The organism is Dongia sp., from assembly GCF_041918875.1.
Lineage (GTDB): Bacteria > Pseudomonadota > Alphaproteobacteria > Dongiales > Dongiaceae > Dongia.
The window spans coordinates 126,880-142,831 of record NZ_JAYRUV010000006.1 but is presented as its reverse complement, the minus strand read 5'-3'; the positions used below and the strand labels follow the sequence as shown (position 1 = coordinate 142,831).

Here is a 15,952-nt window from a genome sequence, read left to right as displayed (position 1 = left end):
CAGCCCCTTTCCCTGCCGTTTGCGGGGCGAGGGGTTTTCTTGTTCCCTCCCCCTGAAGAAGGACTGGGTTCAGCCGCGCGCCTTGATGCGTTCGGCCACCAGTTGTTGGAGGTGCCAGAGGTGGCGGTCGTGGATGCCCCTGGTTTCGAGATGCGCCACGGTGTTGTGGAGATATTCGGCGCCGCTGCCCCAATGGCCGCAGGCGGTGCTCAAGATTTCGGCCACCTCCTCGACCGAGAGGCGGCCGGCATAATTGCGCGCCTGGCGGTTGATGACGAAGGCGATGGCGCGGACCGGGCCTTCTTCCGTCGCCACCTTTATCCAGCGCGGCGGGCAAGTGGCGGGCTTCATGGTGAATTCGCGGCGGAAGAGCTTGTTGACGTGGCCGCTTAGATCCTCGTCGGGGAGGCGCAGCAGCAGGCCCGTGCATTGGCCGCCATTGTCGAGGCCCATCATGAGTCCTGGCTGTTCTTGCGTGCCGCGGAAGCGTTTGACGCGGAAGCAGAAGGCGCGATGATAGCCGCGCGCCAGCCCGCGCATTTCCGCCACATGCGGCACCTCCGGTTTCCAGATCAGCGAGCCGTAGGCGAAGATCCAGCAGGGGGTTCCCGGCGGATGCATCGCCAGCATCGCTTGCGTGATGGCGGCGTAGTCGGCATCGTCGTGATAATGCTGGCTGGGATCGGGCCCGGCATCCGCGACCACGCGATGCACCTTGGCCACCAGATCGGGCGTCAGGGTCATGCGGCGTTCAGTCAGGGCAGCCTCCGGAATCCGGGTTTCTTGGCGTCACCAAGAAATCTGCGGCAGGATCGCGGCAGTTGGGCTAGAAGGGCAAGCGATCATTTCTCACCGCACCCCTGAAGCCTTTTGCCGGGTGAAGCCACAAGGTCTTAGATGAAATCCGCCCTGCTTTTCGACCTGGACGGCACGCTGGTCGATACCGATCACCTGCACCTCGCCGCGTTCAACCAGCTGTTCGCCGAAGAGGGATTCGAGGTCGACCGGCCAACCTATACCGCCCAGATCATGGGCAAGCCCAACAGCGCCATCGCCGCCGCGATGCTGCCGCACTTGCCCGCCAAGACAGCCTTGGCCCTGCTGACGCGCAAGGAGGCGGCCTATCGCGGGATGGTGGGGCAACTGGCGCCGATCGCGGGGCTCGTGCCGCTGCTCGAGTGGGCGGCGGCACGCGGCATTCCCTGCGGGGTCGTGACGAATGCGCCGCGGGCCAATGCGGAACTGGTGCTGGCCGGGCTCAGCCTGGCCGGACGCTTCCACACACTGGTCATCGGCGACGAACTGGCGGCGGCCAAGCCCGATCCCCTGCCCTACCGCACCGGGCTGGAGCGCCTCGGCGCCATGGCGGCGCGTTCGGTCGCCTTCGAGGATTCGCCCTCCGGCATGAAGGCGGCGCTCGGCGCGGGGCTGACATTGGTGGGCCTTGCCACATCGCTGCCGGAAGCGGCGATGCTGGATCACGGCGCGCATCTGGCGATCCGAGATTTCACCGACCCGCGCCTGCCGGGCATCATCGAGGCGCGGCTTGCAGGCGCCGTTTGAGGCGAGGACGAGGATCGCCGCGGAAGTTTCACTGTTCATTTGCGTGTCGTTCAGGTGTGATCAGGAGCTGGGATGGGGGGTGGGCCGGAGATTAGGCTTCCGGGCCCCGCATCGTGCCGGAGATCTGCCATGAATGTCGCTGCACCCAACCTCAAACCGCTGGCCTCGACGATGCCGGACAAGCCGGTGCACCGCATCCCGCTCGTCAAGGCGACGGCGGAGAACCTCAAAGGCTATGGCGAGATCATCGAGCATGCCGATGCGCGCAAGGTGGAGATCGTGCGCTGGCCGTCGCTGGGTTGGCGGCAGGTGGAACCCGGCACGGGCGACCAGGGCGGCACGACCGAGGGTCTGTTCCGTTTCCAATGGCATGGCGATGTGCTGCGCGCGCGCAACGAGGCGGTCGATGACGATTATGTGCTGGGCTGGACCTGCCAGCCCAGCAAGGCCTGCGAGGAAAAGCAGACAACCCCGCGCGACGAGTTGCTGCTGTGGCGCTGCAACTATCATCCCGATGGCGGGCAGCTTTTCTTTCCGCTGGAACCAGGCCCCTTCGTCACCACCTTGGCCTTGCCCGGCGACGACATCACGCCGGAGAGCTTTGTCGCCTTCTATTCGGAAGGCGGCACGGGCCTCTATATCCATCCCGGCATCTGGCACGAGGCGCTGTGCCCGGTGAACGACAGTTTCCGCTTCTTCGGCCGGCAGGGGAAAGTGCATGCGCGCGTCGGCGCCGATTTCCCGCGGGAGTTCGGCTGCTACCTCTCCGTCTCGCTGCGCAAGGAGGATGCGCGCGAACGGCTCTAGCCCAATCTCCTATCGGGCTTCAACCTCGGCGCGGCAGCCGCAGGGCTGTGTCGGGATCGGGGAGGTCGCGGCCGTAATTGCGGTAATAGGCCGAAGCCACATCCTCGCGCGGCTCGAAATCCCAGGGAGCGAGGCGCCCGGTGACGAGCGCCTCATGCACCAGGCGGCGGCGTCGCTGGCTTTCCAGCACGCGCGTGCGCAAGGCATCGAGGTTCCATCGCGCCTCCGCCTCGGCGACGAAGGCATCGAGCTGCGCCGCATGGGCGGGATCCGGCGCGAGATTCCGGCACTCCAGCGGATCGGCGGAAAGATCGTGGAGCGACGGACCGTCATCGCGCGCATAGGTGAATTTGAGCGCACCCTTGCGCAGCATCACCGTCGGCTGTTCATAACCCTCACCCATATACTCGCCGCAGACCTCGCCCTTGGGCAGCGCGTTGCCGGTGAGGCTGGGCCAAAGCGAGCCGCCATCGAGAGCGAGGCCGGCAAGCGGTGTGGCTGTGAGATCGGCGAAGGTCGGCATGAGGTCGAGATGCGATACCGCCGGAGCGACGCGCCGGCCTTGCACGATGCCGGGACCGGCGACGATCAGCGGCACGCGGATGGCGCGCTCGAAGAAGGTCATCTTGTACCACATGCCGCGCTCGCCCAGCATGTCGCCGTGATCGGCGGTGACGATGACGATGGTATTGTCGAGCTGCCCCAGCGCCTGCAGCGTCGCCACGAGCCGGCCAAGCAGGTCGTCGCAATAGGAGATCATGCCATAGTAGGCACGGCGCGCCCGTCGGACCTGCTCTGGCGACACGGGAATCTCGCCGCGGTCGTAGAGCCTGAACATGCGGCGCCCGGCTGCATCGTCCTGCGGCGGCACCAGCGGCATGTCGATGGCGGCATCGTCGTATAGATCCCAGAAGGGGCGCAGCGCCTGATAGGGATCGTGCGGGTGCATGACGGAAAGGGTCAGCATGAAAGGCCGGCCGTCGCCAACAGCCGCATGCCGATGCAACCACTGGCGCGCCTTGAACGCCGCGTCCTCGTCATACTGCAGCGAGAGGGAATAGTCGCAAGGGCCGGCTTCCGCCACCGATTGCAGCGTGTGATACCAGGGCTCGACCTTGCCCGGATGGTCCCAGTCGGGCGTCCAGGCGAGATCGGAGGGAGCGAGATCGGTGGTGAGGCGCTCTTCATAGCCATGGAGCTGGTCGGCGCCTGTGAAATCCATCTTGCCGGAAAGGCAGGTGCGATAACCAGCGCGCCGCAGCACATGAAGAAACGTGGGCAGGCTGGAGGGTATTTCGCTGGCATTGTCGAACGCGCCGAAACGCGAGGGCAGCAGCCCGCTCAGCATGCCGAAGCGCGCCGGCGAACAGAGCGGAGCGGCGCAATAGGCATTCTCGAACAAGGTGCCGCGCGCCGCCAGCGCGTCGATATGCGGGGTTTTTACCAGCCTCTGCCCGTAAGCCGGCAGCGAGAGAGCTGCCAGTTGGTCGAACATGACGAAAAGAATGTTCGGCTGCGGCATCAGGAGCGCAGACGCCGATAGAGAAAGAGCAGCAGCAGCGAACCGGCGACGGCGATGATGAAGCTCTTGATATCGAAGCCGGTGATGTCGCCAAGCCCGAACATCGTTGCCACCCACCCACCGAGCATGGCACCGACGATACCGATCGCCATAGTGACGATAAATCCACCCGGATCGCGCCCCGGCATGATCCATTTGGCGACAATACCGGCGATGAGACCGAACACAGCCCAGCTGATCCAACCCATGACGATCCTCCGAAAATGAAGAATGCGGCGACACTAGCGAATATTCGGGCTTTCCGCCACCGGTGACATCACCGTCTTTTCATCCTCGCGGCGGAACGATCGCCGCCGCGATCCGTTTCCTTCACGAGACGGGCCTTAGCCAAACACCGGAAAGACCCGACATCGCGAGCCTGACATTTCGAGGAGGAGACACGTCATGATGAAACGTATGCTGCTGGCAGCCACTCTGGCCTCGCTGCCGCTGGGTCCGATGTTGTTGAACCCGGCCCTGGCTCAGGAAAGCAATGCCACAACGACGATCCCGCCGGCTCCGATCGACGAGGCGCAGCCGGCAGCACCGGAACCGGCGCCGAGTACCGACAGTGTCGGCACGGTTGCCGCCGAGCCAGTGGTCGTACCGCCCCCGTCCGAAGCCGTCATTCCCGCCCAGCGCGCCAACGAAGTGCGGGCCGAGAGCCTGATCGGTGCCACCGTGTTCAGCCCCGAGGGCGACAAGGTCGGTACCGTGAAGGACATCCTGTTCGATACCAGCGGCAAGGCCACTGGCCTGGTCCTGTCCGTGGGCGGCATCATGGGCCTGGGGGCCAAGTCGGTCGGCCTTACCTGGGAAGAGGTCGAGGTCCAGCCGGATCCGAAACTGCTGCAGGTGAAGTACAGCGAGGATCAGCTGGAGGCAGCTCCCGCCTTCAAGACCCAGGAAGCCCAGCAGGCGGAATCGAGTGCACAGAAACTGCAGGAGGAGAGCCCGGCTCTGCCGCCAGCTCCGGGAACCCAGGCTCCGGCAACCGAATAGTTCCGGATTCTTCTAGAGTGCTATCGCCCCCGGCTCCGGCCGGGGGTCTTCTTTTGTGCCTAAATGATGCAGCGTGCGCGCCGGTGGGAACGAGACGGTCACGGTCGTGCCAGCGCCCGGGGAACTGGCGACGGCGATTTGCGCATCATGCGCCTCGACCAGCTTTTTCGTGATGGCAAGGCCGAGCCCCGTGCCGCCATAGCGGCGCGAAATCTTGGCGTCCACCTGATAGAAGGGTTGGAACAGTTTCTCCAGAGAAGATGCGGGAATGCCGATGCCGCTGTCGCTGACGGCGAGTTCGATGCCACCGGCGGCGTTGAGCTGGGCGGCGATCGAGGCCTTGCCGCCCGCGGGCGTGAACTTCACGGCATTCGACACCAGGTTGAGGACGATCTGTTTGAACGCACGCTCGCCGCCCATCAAGGGCGGCAGGCCCCGCGCGATGTCCACATGCAGCGTCACATTGCCCTCGTTGGCCTTGCTCTCGACCAGACGGGTGGCTGCGGCAACGATCGCCGGGATATCGAGTTCGCGTTCCTCCAGATCGATGCGGCCGGATTCGAGCTTGGCCATGTCCAGGATATCGTTGATCAGCTGGAGCAGGAGCTGGCCACTGTCGAAGATGTCGATCGCATAGCGGCGGAAGGTATCGAGATCGTTGGTCAATCTCTGATCGCGGATGATTTCCGAGAAGCCCAGGATGGCGTTGAGCGGCGTGCGCAGCTCGTGGCTCATATTTGCCAGGAATTCGGATTTGGAACGGTTGGCGAGTTCGGCATCGTTCTTGGCGGAGATGAGGTCGGCTTCGAATCGACGCTGAGCGGTGATGTCGAAGCCAATGCAGACCAGGAGCGAAATCCTGTCCTTGGCATCCTTCAACGCGACGTTCGACCAGCGCAGCAGGCGCTGCTCACCCGCGCGGCTGATCCAATAGTTCTCGTTGATAATAGGATAGTCGTCGGCACGCCGGCCGCTGACGATGGTGTTGACGCGCTCGAAATCATCACCCGGCAGAATGCTGCGCCAGATATCCGGATCGAGCAGTTCTTCTTCGCTGTAGCCTGAGAATTTCTCCGCCCCCCGGTTGGCGCGCAGAAGCTTGCCATTGGCGTCGTAGACAGTGATTGCGGCATCGACCGAATCGAGGATGAGGGAAACGAACGCCTCTTCGTAGACAGGCCCGGGACGCCGGCTGCCGAGGGCCAGCCAGCAGACCAGGATATTGGCCAGCAGAATGACGCCGACAAGGATTGTCAGAACCTGCGCGCTGCCCGCCGCGAATGTGATCTGACTGAAGACGATTGCCAGACCGCCCAGGTTGATGGCAAGTGCGAAGGATGCGCAAAGATGACGCTGAAACTGCGCCCGGTCGATACCGGCATTTCGTTTCTGCTTCACGCCGCGCGTCGCCCATCAGCTTCTAGAGTTTCCCGGCCCTCGAAACCGATCGCGAGAGCATGAATGGGAGTGTCCGGCAGATGGGTTAATAAAACCTTCACATTCCCCGATTGCCCGAACGGGAATATGGCGATTTCTTCAGGTTCCAGGCGGATATATTACTTGTGATGCGCCGTTTGCAGGAAGCCACGCAGCCGGTCCGAGCGAGGATTGGCAAAGACTTCGCGCGGATTGCCCTCTTCCTCGATGCGTCCCTGATGCAGGAAGATCACCTTGTTGGCGACTTCGCGCGCAAAGCCCATTTCGTGAGTCACCACCAGCATGGTCCGCCCTTCCTCGGCCAGCTGGCGCATGACGCGCAGCACTTCGCCGACCAGTTCAGGATCGAGCGCCGATGTCGGCTCGTCGAACAGCATCACCTTGGGTTCCATGGCCAGAGCCCGGGCAATCGCGGCGCGCTGCTGTTGGCCGCCCGAGAGATGGTTCGGATAATGATTGCGCTTGTCGGCGATACCGACCTTGGCGAGCAGCTTTTCCGCCCGCTCGATCGCTTCCTTCTTCGGCAGCTTCAAGACATGAACGGGCGCCTCGATGACATTTTCGAGAATGGTCATGTGCGACCACAGATTGAAACTCTGGAACACCATGCCGAGGCTGGCACGGATGCGGTCCACTTGCTTCCAGTCTTCCGGCGTCGCATGACCGTTCTTGAGGGCGCGCATGCGAATGAGTTCGCCGCTCACCGTCACCTTGCCGGAATCGGGAGTCTCCAAGAGATTGATACAGCGCAGCAGCGTGCTCTTGCCCGAGCCCGAAGAGCCGATCATGGCGATCACGTCGCCGGTATGAGCGGTCACCGAGACGCCCTTCAAAACCTCCAATTCGCCGAAGCGCTTATGCAGATCTTCGACTTCGAGCGCGACTTGCGCCATGTAAGCCCCCTTGCCTGACCCTGTTCGGGGCCGCCGATCTCTTGGAATGCGGCGTTACCCCGTTATCCGGGAGCGAGTTAAACCCACTTTCCGGCCTGGCGCCAAGGAAAAATCTACCCCGAATCAGCGCCCATACCGGGAAAGCAATCGATCGGAACGCGCCATTTGACTAAGATCGCGCCCTTCTCCAAAGTCGTGACCAGGTCGACAGAAGCAACCGAATCGGGAAAAATAGCATGAATTCGAGTTACCACCGGGGTTGGCAGCTTCCCCTGATTGCGTTTTCGATCCTTGTTCTGGGGACGGGCGGCGCTATCAGGCCGGCGGAGGCAGTCGACGACGAAGTCGAATGCAGCTCCATCCGCCTGCAACTTACAGGTGACGGGTACGACACGATCTGCTCAGCCGACAACGGCGCCAATGTGAGCTACGAGACGCTTGAGGCCAACGCCACGGACGGCACTCATTTCTTGGTCGTCAACGATGCCCGCACCAATTTCCGCTATATATTCGAGAGCCGCAGCCTGCGCCAGACACTGACCGATATCTACAGCGAACTCAGCGTCTCCAACTGGCACAACGGCAAGGGCGAGCAGGGACTGACCACGGCCGAGTTCGACGCCGATTTCAAGACCGTGCCGTCTGCCTGCGTCGGCTTCCAAAAATACACTACGCGAGATCAATGGGGCGGCTGGCGGCGGCATGTCATAGGTTTCGGCTGCAGCCGGGACGGTGACCGGGCCAAGGTCTACGATGCCTTGAAGCGGATCAAATTCCCCCAATAGCGACCCCGGGCTGACTTTCCCGGAAGCGCACGTTCCTGCTAGATTGCCGGCATGAACGAGCTCGACAATCAGCGCGCCATCATAGACCGTCGGACTCTCATGGCGGAACTGGACTCGCTTGCCCAAAGCCTGCCCGACCCGACCAGCCCGGGACCGGAACTGGTCGATATCCTGAAACGTCACCTCGCTGCCGGCCGCGCGGAAATCCAGCGCCGGTTCCTCGGCAACAGCCGCGGCGCCCAGGCGGGCCTGACCAGCGCGCATGAAGCGAGCTTCCTGGTCGATCAATTGCTGCGCTGCCTGTTCGACTTCACCACACTGAGGGCCTTTCCGCTCGGCAACCCGACCATTGCCGAGAAGCTGTCGCTCATTGCCGTCGGCGGGTATGGGCGCGGTGAACTCGCGCCCTATTCGGATGTCGATATCCTGTTCCTGCTGCCCTACAAGATGTCGCCATATTGCGAGCAGGTGGTGGAGTTCATGCTCTATCGCCTGTGGGATCTGGGCCTCAAGGTCGGTCAGGCGACACGGTCGATCGAGGAGTGCATCCGCCAGGCGGAAGGCGATCTTACCATTCGCACCAATCTGCTTGAGGCCCGCTTCGTATGGGGCGATCGCGACCTATACGAGGAATTCAAGAAGCGCTTTCGCAAGCAGATCATCAAAGGTCATGGCGAGGCTTTCTACCAGGGCAAGCTCGCCGAGCGGAACGCCCGGCATCAGCGCCATGGCGGCTCGCGCTATACGCTGGAGCCCAACATCAAAGAGGGCAAGGGCGGCCTGCGCGATCTGCAGACACTGTTGTGGCTGGCACGCTTCGTCTGCCGCGTCGACAACATGCAGGAACTGGTGGACCAGGGTCTGCTGACCTCCGCCGAACGCGCTACCTTCGGCAAGGCGCTCAACTTCTTCTGGACCCTGCGCCATCATCTCCATTACCTCACCGGCCGTGGCGAGGAACGCCTGACCTTCGATCTACAGCCTGAGATCGCACGGCGCCTGGGCTATACCGACCATGCCGGCACCAAGGGTGTCGAGAGGCTGATGAAGCACTACTTCCTCATCGCCAAATCGGTGGGCGGGCTCACGCGCTATGTCTGCGCCGGGATAGAAGCGCGACTCATCAAGAGGCCGATGCTGCGCCTGCCGGCCCTGGGTATCCTCAAGAAGGAACTGGGCGGCTTTCCTATCGAGGGCGGGCGTCTGACCATCGCGCGCGCCGAGCATTTCGCGCAGCACCCGATCGATCTGCTGCGCATCTTCGCCGTGGCGCAAAAACATGATGTCGAGATCCATCCGACGGCAATGACGGCGATGTCGCATGCACTGCGGCAGATCGACCGCCTACGCGACGATCCGGACGCCAACGCCCTATTCCTCGACATGCTGGTCTCGGAAAAGGGGCCGGAGCTGACCTTGCGGCGCCTCAGCGAAGTCGGTGTGCTCGGCCGCTTCCTGCCGGACTTCGGGCGCGTCGTGGCGCAGATGCAATACGACATGTACCATAGCTTCACGGTCGACGAGCACACGCTCTTTGCCATCGGCATACTGGCGCGCATCGAAAAGGGGGAACTGAAGGACGAGGCGCCGATCGCCAGCACGGTGGTGAAGGAAGTGTTGTCGCGGCGCGTGCTCTATCTTGCCGTGCTGCTTCACGATATCGCCAAGGGTCGCGCCGGCGACCATTCGCTGCTGGGGGGCGACGTGGCCGAGAAGCTGTGCCCACGCCTCGGTTTGAGCGCCGAAGAGACAGAACAGGTGGCCTGGCTGGTGCGCTATCACCTGCTGATGAGCAACACCGCCTTCAGGCGCGATATCGACGACCCCAAGACCATTGCCGATTTCGTCGACCTGGTGCAGTCGCCGGAGCGCTTGCGCCTGCTGCTGGTCCTGACCGTCGCCGACATCCGGGCCGTGGGACCCAAGACGTGGAACGGCTGGAAGGCGCAGCTGCTGCGCGAACTCTACACGCGCGCCTTCCATCTGATGATGGGCGGCCTCAACACGACCGAGGAAGACCGCGCCGCCTCGGTCATCGCCATTCTCAAACGCGAGCTTGTCGACTGGCCGGATGAAGACCTCGCCTCCCATGCCGCGCGCGGGCATTCGGCCTATTGGCTTGCCTTTCCGCCGGCAGCGCTCGGCCGGCATGCGCGGATGATTCGCGCCGCGGAGGCCGAGCAGCGGCCGCTGTCGGTCGAGTTCAATGTCGACCGCTGGCGCTCCATGACGGAAATCACGATCTACACGCCTGACCGGCAGGGCCTGTTCTCGCAGCTGGCCGGTGCCATGGCGCTGTGCGGCGCCAGCATCGTCGATGCGCGCATCGTCACTTTGCGCAACGGCAAGGCGCTCGACACCTTCTTCGTGCAGGACAGCGAAGGCGGGCCGTTCGACCGCCCGGCGCGCCTGGCCAAGCTTTCCGCCACCATCACGCGGGTGCTGGAAGCGCCGGAGCCGACGCTGGCGCAATTGCAGGATCTGCCGCCGCTGGCCAATCCGGCGGCACGGAACTTCCCCGTCATTCCGCGCGTGCTGATCGACAACAAAGCTAGCGCGACGCATACGGTGGTGGAGGTTAACGGCCGCGACCGGCGTGGCCTTCTCTACTACCTGACCTCGGCGCTCACCAAGCTCAACCTGCAGATCTCCAGCGCCAAGGTGTCGACCTTCGGCCATCGCGCCGTCGACGTCTTTTATGTGAAGGACCAATTCGGCTTGAAGGTGGAAACCGAGTCCCGCCTCAAGACGTTGCGCGCGACCCTGATGACCGTCCTCACCGAAGCCGAACCGGAGAATGCGCTGCAGACCCGCGCTGTGACGGTCGATTCCTGGCCGCCGGTGGCACCCTCGAGCGCCGCGCAATAGTTTCTACTCGTTGCGCAGATAAGGTGCCGCCCGGGCGCTGAGCGCCTTCCAGGAACCGGCGAAGCCCAGGCCCACGGCGAGAAAGAGGCTGATCGCCAGAATGGCCATGACAAGCGGCATGTCGAAGGTCCAGTTCGTCTCCATGACGTTGGTGAGAAAGAAATAGGCGCCCGTGCTGCCGATGGCCAGGGCGAAGACCGCGCTGAGGCCCGCCAGCACCGCGAACTCGGCAAGATAGCCCAGCGCCACGTCGCGCCGGGTGCCGCCAAGCATTTTCAAGAGGACGGCTTCGTAGATGCGCCGCTGCTGGCCGGTCGCCATGGCGGCGGCGAGGACCAGGGCACCCACCGCCAGCGCGATCGCCGCCGCCACCCGGACCGCCCAGCCGACGGCATCGAGAATGCGCGTCGCCGCCGAAATCGCATCCTTGACGCGGATCGCGGAGATGTTGGGATAGTGTGCGGCAAGTTCCGTCACCAAAGCGCTTTCGCGGTCGGGATCGACATGCAAGGTGGCGATATGCGTCTGCGGCGCGCCGGAGATCACGCCCGGTGAAAATACCATGACGAAATTTATGTCGAGGCGCGACCAGTCGATCTCGCGGAAGGAGGCGATCTTGCCGGCAATCTCGCGGCCCAGGATGTTGACTGTGAGGCTGTCGCCGATCTTGAGGCCAAGGCCGCGCCCGGTTTCGGCGTCGAGCGAAATCAGGGGTTCGCCGCTATAGTCCGCCGGCCACCAGCTGCCCTCGACGATCTTGGCGCCCGGCGGTGGCGCGACGGACCAGGTGATGCCCCGGTCGCCGCGCAGGACCCAGGCGATATCGGCCGGTGCTTCAACCTTCTCCGACGGCACGCCGTTCACCTGCGAAATCCGGCCGCGCAGCATCGGCACATGCTCGAAGCCGCTGGCGCTCGGATATCTGCTGACTTCTTGCGTGAAGCTTGCCAATTGCGCCGGCTGGATGTCGATGAAGTAAAAGCTCGGCGCCTGGGCCGGCAATGTCTCGGAAATGTCGCGCGTGAGGCCGCGCTGGATGAGACCCACGGCGACCAGGATGGTGAGACCGAGGCCGAGCGAGATGACGATGCCGGCTGCCGGCGCCTGCGGCCGCACCATGGCCCCCAGGGCGAAACGCAGAGCCTGCGGCCACGCCGCCGCCTGAGCGCGCTGGCGCAAGGCGCCAGCCAGATCGCGGATGCCGATGGCGAGCAGCCGGAACAGGGCAAGCGCCGCCAGCGACGCGACGATGAACCAGGCGCCGAGCACGCGGTCCTGGCTGCCGAGGAGAACGAGTCCGGCAAGGATCCAGCCGATGAGCGCCAGGGCGATGCCGTCGACCTTCTTGACCGCGCCCAGTTCAAACGCCAGCGCGCGGAACAGCTGTGCCGGACGAATGCGCTGGGCACGCAGCAGGGGCAGAAGCGAGAAGCAGGCCGCTGTCAGCAGCCCGACGGCGGTCGCAAACAGCAAGGGCAGCGCATAGACGCCGGGCAGGATGCGCAGGCCATAGCCGCCCAGCACCGATTGCGCGGCGAAGGGCAAGGCGACACCGATGGCAAGGCCCAGCACAATGCCGATCGCCGCCATGGTGAGTATCTGCAGGCCGTAGATAGCGAACAGCAGGCGCGACGTGGCGCCGAGGCAGCGCAGGATCGCCAGCGACTGCGCGCGGCTTTCCAGATAGGCGCGGACCGCGTTGGCGATGCCGATGCCGCCGATCAGCAGCGCAGCGAACCCGACCACGCTGAGGAACTGCGCCGTGCGGTCGAGGAAGCGGCTGGCCCCGGAAGCGGCATCGCTGAGATCGCGGATGCGCCAGCCGGCCTTGGGCAGGTCGGCACGCAATTTGTCGAGGAAGGCCGCACCGTCGAGACCTTCGCGATAGGCGACGCGGTAAAGATGATAGACCAGCGCGCCCGGCTGCAGCAGGCCGGACTTTTCAAGCGCCTGGGGTGCCAGCATCAGGCGCGGCCCCAAAGAGAAGCCGCGCAGGCCACGGTCGGGTTCGAATTGCAGCAGCGCGGTCAGGCGATACTCGGCATTGCCGATGGTCAGAATGTCGCCGAGCTTGAGGCCGAGACGATCGGCCAAGGCGGGTTCGGCGACCGCGCCGAAGAGCCCGTCGCCACCCTGCTTCAAGGCTTCGGCAAGTGGAATGGCGGGGATCATTTCAGGCTTGCCGTAGAGCGGATATGCCGTGTCGACGGCCTTCACCTCGGCCAGGGTGGGCGCAGCGTTGTTTTCCGGCACCTTGACCATGGCGCGCATTTCCATCGCATGGGAGACCCGGCCGCCGGCGGCAAGTGCCGCCCGTTCGGTTGCGTCGGCTTCGCGATAGGCCAGGCGGAACTCCGCATCGCCGCCCAGTATGGCGCGGGCATCGTTGGCAAAGCCCGCCTTGATGGCCGCGGAAAGAGACCCCACCCCGGCGATGATGCCGACGCCGAGCGCGAGGCTCGCGATGACGATGCCGAAACGCTTCAGGCCGCCGCGCATTTCACGGCGGGCAAATTTCAAGGCCAGCTTCAGATCGTTCATCTTCCAGCCGCCCATCTTCACGCGGCCAGCCGGTCGTCGCCAACGATGCGCCCATCGGCCATGCGCAGCGTACGGTCGCAGCGCCGCGCCAGGGCCGGATCGTGGGTGATCAGCAGCAACGTCGCCCCCACCTGCTCGCGCAAGGCAAACAGCATTTCGATGATACGGCTGCCGGTGTCCATGTCGAGATTGCCGGTGGGTTCGTCGGCCAGCAGCAATCTGGGTCGCGGAGCGATGGCGCGGGCCAGGGCCACGCGCTGCCGCTCGCCACCCGACAACTGCGAAGGATAATGGGTCAGCCGGTGGCCGAGGCCCACCTCCTGCAGCGCGCTTTCGGCCATGGCGAAGGCATCGCCGATGCCGGCCAGTTCCAGCGGCACGGCCACGTTCTCGGTCGCGGTCATGGTGGGGATGAGATGGAAGGATTGGAAGACGATGCCGATATTCCTGCGCCGGAACAAAGCCAGCGCATCCTCGTTCATGCCTGAAATTTGGGCATTGTTGATGCTGATCTGGCCGGAAGTGGCGCTTTCCAGGCCGGCGAGGAGCAGCATCAGGCTGGTCTTGCCGGAGCCTGAAGGACCGACCAGCCCGACCGTCTCGCCAGCGGCGATCGAGAGGTCGATGCCATTAAGGATATTGACCTCGCCGGCAGCACTTCCCAGTTTAAGAGCGACTTGAGATAATTCGATCATGCCTGTTTCCGGATTCACGATGCTTCGAAATGTTTTGGCCATTTTCACTTTGGCTGCCACCCTTTTCGCCGCCAATTGCGGCATGGCTGTGGCGGCGCCGGTGCGCATCCTGGCCTTCGGCGACAGCCTGACGGCCGGTTATGGTCTCCCCGAAGGCGATGGTTTCGTCCCCCAATTGCAGCAAGCCCTGCAAAAGATGGGGCGTGAGGTCACGGTAATCAATGGCGGGGTTTCCGGCGACACCACCGCCGGTGGCCTGTCCCGGCTGGACTGGATGCTGGCGGACAAGCCGGATGTCGTGATCCTAGAGCTGGGCGCCAACGACATGCTGCGCGGCCTCGCCCCGGAGGAAGCCCGAGCCAATCTCGACAAGACGATCGCCCGTATAAAGGAATCCGGTGCCAAGCTGCTGCTGGTCGGCATGCTGGCGGCACGCAATATGGGCGAGGATTACCGGCAAGCCTTCGATACGATCTATCCCGATCTCGCCAGGCAATATGACGTGCCGCTTTATCCCTTCTTTCTGGAGGGGGTCGCAGCCAGGCCCGAACTCAACCAGCAGGACGGACTGCACCCGACCAAGGAAGGCGTGGGTGTCATCGTCGGCAATATCCTGCCTTATGTGACCCGCCTGCTGGATGCGCCCGCTTCATGAGCGGTACCTTTGCCAGCGCCCATGCCAGCGGCGCGCATTGGGCCGATATCACCCGCTCCTGCCTCGCGCAGCTGGGTCCGGTCGGGCGCGAGAATGCGCAAGGATCGGCCGCACTCGGTTTCGTCTATGTGACGGATCATCTGGCCAACGACATGGAGGCCATCGTCGACCGGTTGCGCCTGGCGACCGGCATCGAGAATTGGGTCGGTACGGTCGGCATCGCCATTGCCGGCCAAACCGCCCGAGCGCCGGCCGAGGAGTATATCGACGAGCCGGCAGTCAGCCTGATGGTGGGGCACTTCCCGCCGGACGGCTTCCGTCTGCTGGAACCGGAACCCGGCGGCATGGGCAGCCGGCTGCGCGCCCTAAAGCCTTGGCGGCAGGCGCGGCATCCGGCGGTCGCGCTGGTGCATGCCGATCCGCGCAATCCGCAGCTTCCCAACCTCATGCAGCAGCTCAGCGACGAAGCCGGGCTCTATCTGCTGGGTGGGCTGAGTTCATCCCGCGGTGCCCTGCCACAGGTAGCCGGCCGGGTGGGCGAAAATGGCCTTTCCGGCGCGCTCTTTGCCGGCGAGGTAAGCATGGTGACGGGGCTCAGCCAGGGCTGCTCGCCGATCGGTCCCAGCCATGTCATCACCCGCGCCGAAGACAATATCGTCATGGAAATCGACGGCCGGCCGGCGCTCGATGTGTTTTGCGAGGAGATCGGCGAGGTGCTGGCGCGCGATCTACGGAAAGTCGCCGGCTTCATTTTCGCGGCGCTGCCGATCGCAGGCTGCGATACCGGCGACTATCTGGTGCGCAACCTGACCGGCATCGATTCCGGCAAGGGCTGGATCTCGATCGCGGCCGAGGTTGCACCGGGCGATACGATCCTATTCACGCGGCGCGACCGCAGTACGGCCCTGGCCGATCTCGAGCGCATGCTGGAACGGCTCAAGCAGCGCATCGACAGGCCTGTCCGTGGCGGCGTCTATGTTTCCTGCATCGCCCGCGGCCCCAATTTATTCGGACTGGATGCTACCGAGACGCGCCTCATTGCGCAGCATCTGGGTCAATTCCCGCTGACTGGCTTCTTCGCCAATGGCGAGATCAGCCATGATCGCATCTACGCCTATACCGGCGTGCTCACCTTGTTTCTTTGA

The 15,952-nt window shown here is 64.0% G+C and carries 14 protein-coding genes; 7 read left to right on the top strand and 7 right to left on the bottom strand.

Features of this window, described 5'->3' with window-relative positions:
* Positions 1–69: 69 nt before the first annotated feature.
* A complete protein-coding gene (locus ACE3TY_RS08475) occupies positions 70–744 on the bottom strand; it encodes a gamma-glutamylcyclotransferase (protein WP_374652588.1) in 675 nt (224 codons plus the stop codon).
* A 153-nt stretch (positions 745–897) separates the two neighbouring features.
* Between ACE3TY_RS08475 and ACE3TY_RS08470 the strand changes: the two genes are divergently transcribed.
* Both ACE3TY_RS08470 and ACE3TY_RS08465 read left to right on the top strand, forming a co-directional pair.
* Complete coding sequence (locus ACE3TY_RS08470; protein ID WP_374652587.1) at positions 898–1,563, top strand: HAD family hydrolase; 666 nt, start codon at positions 898–900, stop codon at positions 1,561–1,563.
* Between the two features lie 129 nt (positions 1,564–1,692).
* Positions 1,693–2,370: an ureidoglycolate lyase gene (locus ACE3TY_RS08465; RefSeq protein WP_374652586.1), complete on the top strand. Its 678-nt coding sequence runs from the start codon at positions 1,693–1,695 to the stop codon at positions 2,368–2,370.
* A gap of 19 nt (positions 2,371–2,389) precedes the next feature.
* Here ACE3TY_RS08465 and betC read toward each other — a convergent pair whose 3' ends face one another.
* Positions 2,390–3,892: a choline-sulfatase gene (gene betC, locus ACE3TY_RS08460; protein ID WP_374652585.1), complete on the bottom strand. Its 1,503-nt coding sequence runs from the start codon at positions 3,890–3,892 to the stop codon at positions 2,390–2,392.
* Complete coding sequence (locus ACE3TY_RS08455) at positions 3,892–4,140, bottom strand: GlsB/YeaQ/YmgE family stress response membrane protein (RefSeq protein WP_374652584.1); 249 nt, start codon at positions 4,138–4,140, stop codon at positions 3,892–3,894. The genes betC and ACE3TY_RS08455 overlap by 1 nt, the downstream gene beginning before the upstream one ends.
* Before the next feature lie 196 nt (positions 4,141–4,336).
* Here ACE3TY_RS08455 and ACE3TY_RS08450 point away from each other — a divergent pair, with 196 nt between their 5' ends.
* Positions 4,337–4,933, top strand: coding sequence for a PRC-barrel domain-containing protein (locus ACE3TY_RS08450; RefSeq protein ID WP_374652583.1), 597 nt, complete (start codon positions 4,337–4,339; stop codon positions 4,931–4,933).
* A 12-nt stretch (positions 4,934–4,945) separates the two neighbouring features.
* Here ACE3TY_RS08450 and ACE3TY_RS08445 read toward each other — a convergent pair whose 3' ends face one another.
* Both ACE3TY_RS08445 and ACE3TY_RS08440 read right to left on the bottom strand, forming a co-directional pair.
* Positions 4,946–6,331 carry a sensor histidine kinase gene (locus tag ACE3TY_RS08445; protein WP_374652582.1) on the bottom strand — a complete coding sequence of 462 codons (1,386 nt, stop codon included), beginning with the start codon at positions 6,329–6,331 and terminating at the stop codon, positions 4,946–4,948.
* Between the two features lie 158 nt (positions 6,332–6,489).
* Positions 6,490–7,263 (bottom strand): ABC transporter ATP-binding protein, encoded by a 774-nt coding sequence (locus ACE3TY_RS08440; RefSeq protein ID WP_374652581.1) that lies wholly within the window; start codon positions 7,261–7,263, stop codon positions 6,490–6,492.
* Positions 7,264–7,499: 236 nt separating this feature from the next.
* On the opposite strand from ACE3TY_RS08440, the gene ACE3TY_RS08435 reads away from it, so the two are divergent.
* A complete protein-coding gene (locus ACE3TY_RS08435; RefSeq protein WP_374652580.1) occupies positions 7,500–8,048 on the top strand; it encodes a hypothetical protein in 549 nt (182 codons plus the stop codon).
* A 51-nt stretch (positions 8,049–8,099) separates the two neighbouring features.
* Positions 8,100–10,916: a [protein-PII] uridylyltransferase gene (locus tag ACE3TY_RS08430; RefSeq protein WP_374652579.1), complete on the top strand. Its 2,817-nt coding sequence runs from the start codon at positions 8,100–8,102 to the stop codon at positions 10,914–10,916.
* Positions 10,917–10,919: 3 nt separating this feature from the next.
* Here ACE3TY_RS08430 and ACE3TY_RS08425 read toward each other — a convergent pair whose 3' ends face one another.
* Positions 10,920–13,457, bottom strand: coding sequence for an ABC transporter permease (locus tag ACE3TY_RS08425; protein ID WP_374652578.1), 2,538 nt, complete (start codon positions 13,455–13,457; stop codon positions 10,920–10,922).
* A gap of 17 nt (positions 13,458–13,474) precedes the next feature.
* Positions 13,475–14,152, bottom strand: coding sequence for an ABC transporter ATP-binding protein (locus ACE3TY_RS08420; protein ID WP_374652577.1), 678 nt, complete (start codon positions 14,150–14,152; stop codon positions 13,475–13,477).
* Between the two features lie 19 nt (positions 14,153–14,171).
* Between ACE3TY_RS08420 and ACE3TY_RS08415 the strand changes: the two genes are divergently transcribed.
* Together ACE3TY_RS08415 and ACE3TY_RS08410 are read left to right on the top strand one after the other, a co-directional pair.
* Entirely contained in the window at positions 14,172–14,807 is a 636-nt protein-coding gene (locus tag ACE3TY_RS08415) for an arylesterase (protein WP_374652576.1), read from the top strand.
* Positions 14,804–15,952, top strand: coding sequence for an FIST N-terminal domain-containing protein (locus ACE3TY_RS08410; RefSeq protein WP_374652575.1), 1,149 nt, complete (start codon positions 14,804–14,806; stop codon positions 15,950–15,952). Before ACE3TY_RS08415 ends, ACE3TY_RS08410 begins: the two co-directional genes overlap by 4 nt.

Excerpts from the sequence above, each read along its gene's own strand:
- ACE3TY_RS08435 (WP_374652580.1), top strand. The coding sequence starts at position 7,500 with ATGAATTCGAGTTACCACCGGGGTTGGCAGCTTCCCCTGATTGCGTTT.
- ACE3TY_RS08465 (WP_374652586.1), top strand. The coding sequence starts at position 1,693 with ATGAATGTCGCTGCACCCAACCTCAAACCGCTGGCCTCGACGATGCCG.
- ACE3TY_RS08455 (WP_374652584.1), bottom strand. The coding sequence starts at position 4,140 with ATGGGTTGGATCAGCTGGGCTGTGTTCGGTCTCATCGCCGGTATTGTC.
- ACE3TY_RS08415 (WP_374652576.1), top strand. The coding sequence starts at position 14,172 with ATGCTTCGAAATGTTTTGGCCATTTTCACTTTGGCTGCCACCCTTTTC.
- betC (WP_374652585.1), bottom strand. The coding sequence starts at position 3,892 with ATGCCGCAGCCGAACATTCTTTTCGTCATGTTCGACCAACTGGCAGCT.
- ACE3TY_RS08410 (WP_374652575.1), top strand. The coding sequence starts at position 14,804 with ATGAGCGGTACCTTTGCCAGCGCCCATGCCAGCGGCGCGCATTGGGCC.
- ACE3TY_RS08430 (WP_374652579.1), top strand. The coding sequence starts at position 8,100 with ATGAACGAGCTCGACAATCAGCGCGCCATCATAGACCGTCGGACTCTC.
- ACE3TY_RS08450 (WP_374652583.1), top strand. The coding sequence starts at position 4,337 with ATGATGAAACGTATGCTGCTGGCAGCCACTCTGGCCTCGCTGCCGCTG.
- ACE3TY_RS08470 (WP_374652587.1), top strand. The coding sequence starts at position 898 with ATGAAATCCGCCCTGCTTTTCGACCTGGACGGCACGCTGGTCGATACC.
- ACE3TY_RS08475 (WP_374652588.1), bottom strand. The coding sequence starts at position 744 with ATGACCCTGACGCCCGATCTGGTGGCCAAGGTGCATCGCGTGGTCGCG.
- ACE3TY_RS08440 (WP_374652581.1), bottom strand. The coding sequence starts at position 7,263 with ATGGCGCAAGTCGCGCTCGAAGTCGAAGATCTGCATAAGCGCTTCGGC.
- ACE3TY_RS08420 (WP_374652577.1), bottom strand. The coding sequence starts at position 14,152 with ATGATCGAATTATCTCAAGTCGCTCTTAAACTGGGAAGTGCTGCCGGC.
- ACE3TY_RS08425 (WP_374652578.1), bottom strand. The coding sequence starts at position 13,457 with ATGAACGATCTGAAGCTGGCCTTGAAATTTGCCCGCCGTGAAATGCGC.